Below are 3,203 nucleotides of genomic sequence, written 5' to 3'. Positions count from 1 at the left end.
CTTGTGTGTTGTTTGAGAACTGCACAGTGGACGCGAGCATCTTTGTTAGTAAGTGAAAAAGAGCGTACGGTGGATGCCTTGGCACCAGGAGCCGATGAAGGACGTAGTAGGCTGCGATAAGCCTCGGGGAGCTGTCAAACGAGCTGAGATCCGAGGATTTCCGAATGGGGAAACCCAGCACGAGTGATGTCGTGTTACCCGCGCCTGAATATATAGGGCGTGTGGAGGGAACGTGGGGAAGTGAAACATCTCAGTACCCACAGGAAGAGAAAACAACATGTGATTCCGTGAGTAGTGGCGAGCGAAAGCGGAAGAGGCTAAACCGTGTGGATGTGATAGCCGGCAGGCGTTGTCCATGCGGGGTAGTGGGACTTATTTTCTTCATTCTGCCGAATGGAGCGAGAGTAAGAAACCAAGAGGTTAGTCGAAGTGGTCTGGGACGGCCTATCGTAGAGGGTGAGAATCCCGTAGACGAAAACTTCTTGGCTCTCGTAATAAGCACCCGAGTAGCAGCGGGCCCGTGAAATCTGCTGTGAATCTGTCGGGACCACCCGATAAGCCTGAATACTCCCTGGTGACCGATAGCGGACTAGTACCGTGAGGGAAAGGTGAAAAGTACCCCGGGAGGGGAGTGAAATAGTACCTGAAACCGTGCGCTTACAAACCGTCAGAGCCTCCTTTATTGTGGGGTGATGGCGTGCCTTTTGAAGAATGAGCCTGCGAGTCATCGGTGTGTGGCGAGGTTAACCCGTGTGGGGGAGCCGTAGCGAAAGCGAGTCCGAATAGGGCGAACGAGTCGCACACTATGGACCCGAAGCGGAGTGATCTACCCATGGCCAGGGTGAAGCGACGGTAAGACGTCGTGGAGGCCCGAACCCACTTAGGTTGAAAACTGAGGGGATGAGCTGTGGGTAGGGGTGAAAGGCCAATCAAACTCCGTGATAGCTGGTTCTCCCCGAAATGCATTTAGGTGCAGCGTCGCGTGTTTCTCACCGGAGGTAGAGCTACTGGATGGCCTAGGGGGCCTACAAGCTTACCGAAGTCAGCCAAACTCCGAATGCCGGTGAGTGAGAGCGCGGCAGTGAGACTGTGGGGGATAAGCTTCATAGTCGAGAGGGAAACAGCCCAGATCGCCGGCTAAGGCCCCTAAGCGTGTACTAAGTGGAAAAGGATGTGGAGTCGCGAAGACAACCAGGAGGTTGGCTTAGAAGCAGCCACCCTTGAAAGAGTGCGTAATAGCTCACTGGTCAAGTGATTCTGCGCCGACAATGTAGCGGGGCTCAAGTACACCGCCGAAGCCGCGGCATTCAGACATTATCCCGCCTTCGGGCCAGGAGTCTGGATGGGTAGGGGAGCGTCGTATGGCCAGGGAAGCGGCGGAGTGATCCAGCCGTGGAGGCCATGCGAGTGAGAATGCAGGCATGAGTAGCGAAAGACGAGTGAGAAACTCGTCCGCCGAATGACCAAGGGTTCCTGGGCCAGGTTAATCCGCCCAGGGTGAGTCGGGACCTAAGGCGAGGCCGACAGGCGTAGTCGATGGACAACGGGTTGATATTCCCGTACCCGTGTATCCGCGCCAAATATCGAATCAGTTGTGCTAAGTGCCCAAAAGTTCCTTAATCTGCCTTCGGGTGGAAGGGGAACGGCTGCGCATGACCCTGGCTGTAGTAGGTAAGCGATGGGGTGACGCAGGAAGGTAGCTGGGCCAGGTGATGGAATACCTGGTGTAAGCCTGTAGGGCGTGGTGTAGGCAAATCCGCACCGCATATAGCCTGAGAGGTGATGCGTAGCCGATTGAGGCGAATTCAGTGATCCTATGCTGCCGAGAAAAGCCTCTAGTGAGTTGGTACACGGCCCGTACCCCAAACCGACACAGGTGGTCAGGTAGAGAATACTAAGGCGATCGAGATAACTGTGGTTAAGGAACTCGGCAAAATACCTCCGTAACTTCGGGAGAAGGAGGGCCCGGTCTGGTGAACACCCTTGCGGTGGGAGCTGGGTTGGGTCGCAGAGACCAGTGAGAAGCGACTGTTTACTAAAAACACAGGTCCGTGCGAAGTCGTAAGACGATGTATACGGACTGACGCCTGCCCGGTGCCGGAAGGTTAAGAGGACCGGTTAGCTACTTCGGTGGCGAAGCTGAGAATTTAAGCCCCGGTAAACGGCGGTGGTAACTATAACCATCCTAAGGTAGCGAAATTCCTTGTCGGGTAAGTTCCGACCTGCACGAATGGCGTAACGACTTCTCAGCTGTCTCAACCACAGACTCGGCGAAATTGCAGTACGAGTAAAGATGCTCGTTACGCGCGGCAGGACGAAAAGACCCCGGGACCTTCACTATAGCTTGGTATTGGTGTTCGGTACGGTTTGTGTAGGATAGGTGGGAGACTGTGAAGCGGGCACGCCAGTGTTCGTGGAGTCATCGTTGAAATACCACTCTGATCGTATTGGACCTCTAACCTCGGACCCTGATCGGGTTCAGGGACAGTGCCTGGTGGGTAGTTTAACTGGGGCGGTTGCCTCCCAAAATGTAACGGAGGCGCCCAAAGGTTCCCTCAGCCTGGTTGGCAATCAGGTGTCGAGTGCAAGTGCACAAGGGAGCTTGACTGTGAGACCGACAGGTCGAGCAGGGACGAAAGTCGGGACTAGTGATCCGGCACCGGCAAGTGGAAGCGGTGTCGCTCAACGGATAAAAGGTACCCCGGGGATAACAGGCTGATCTTCCCCAAGAGTCCATATCGACGGGATGGTTTGGCACCTCGATGTCGGCTCGTCGCATCCTGGGGCTGGAGTAGGTCCCAAGGGTTGGGCTGTTCGCCCATTAAAGCGGCACGCGAGCTGGGTTTAGAACGTCGTGAGACAGTTCGGTCTCTATCCGCCGCGCGCGTCAGAAACTTGAGGAAGGCTGTCCCTAGTACGAGAGGACCGGGACGGACGAACCTCTGGTGTGCCAGTTGTTCCGCCAGGAGCACGGCTGGTTTGCTACGTTCGGAAGGGATAACCGCTGAAAGCATCTAAGCGGGAAGCCTGTTCCAAGATGAGGTTTCTCACCACTTCGAGTGGGTAAGGCCCCCAACAGACCATTGGGTTGATAGGCCAGAACTGGAAGCCTGGTAACAGGTGTAGGTGACTGGTACTAATAGGCCGAGGACTTACCAACAAAGAAGCTACGCGTCCACTGTGCAGTATCTGAAACAACACAC

The 3,203-nt window shown here is 55.4% G+C and carries 1 rRNA gene; it reads left to right on the top strand.

The annotated features are described in order from the left end of the window. Positions 1-46: 46 nt before the first annotated feature. A 23S ribosomal RNA gene (locus ACFXHA_RS45555) occupies positions 47-3,160 on the top strand. The last annotated feature ends 43 nt before the right edge of the window (positions 3,161-3,203 follow it).

Origin of the sequence: Nocardia sp. NPDC059240, from assembly GCF_042753865.1 — a bacterium.
Lineage (GTDB): Bacteria > Actinomycetota > Actinomycetes > Mycobacteriales > Mycobacteriaceae > Nocardia.
The sequence above is the reverse complement of the archived record's forward strand: the minus strand, read 5'-3'. Positions and strand labels throughout refer to the sequence as shown.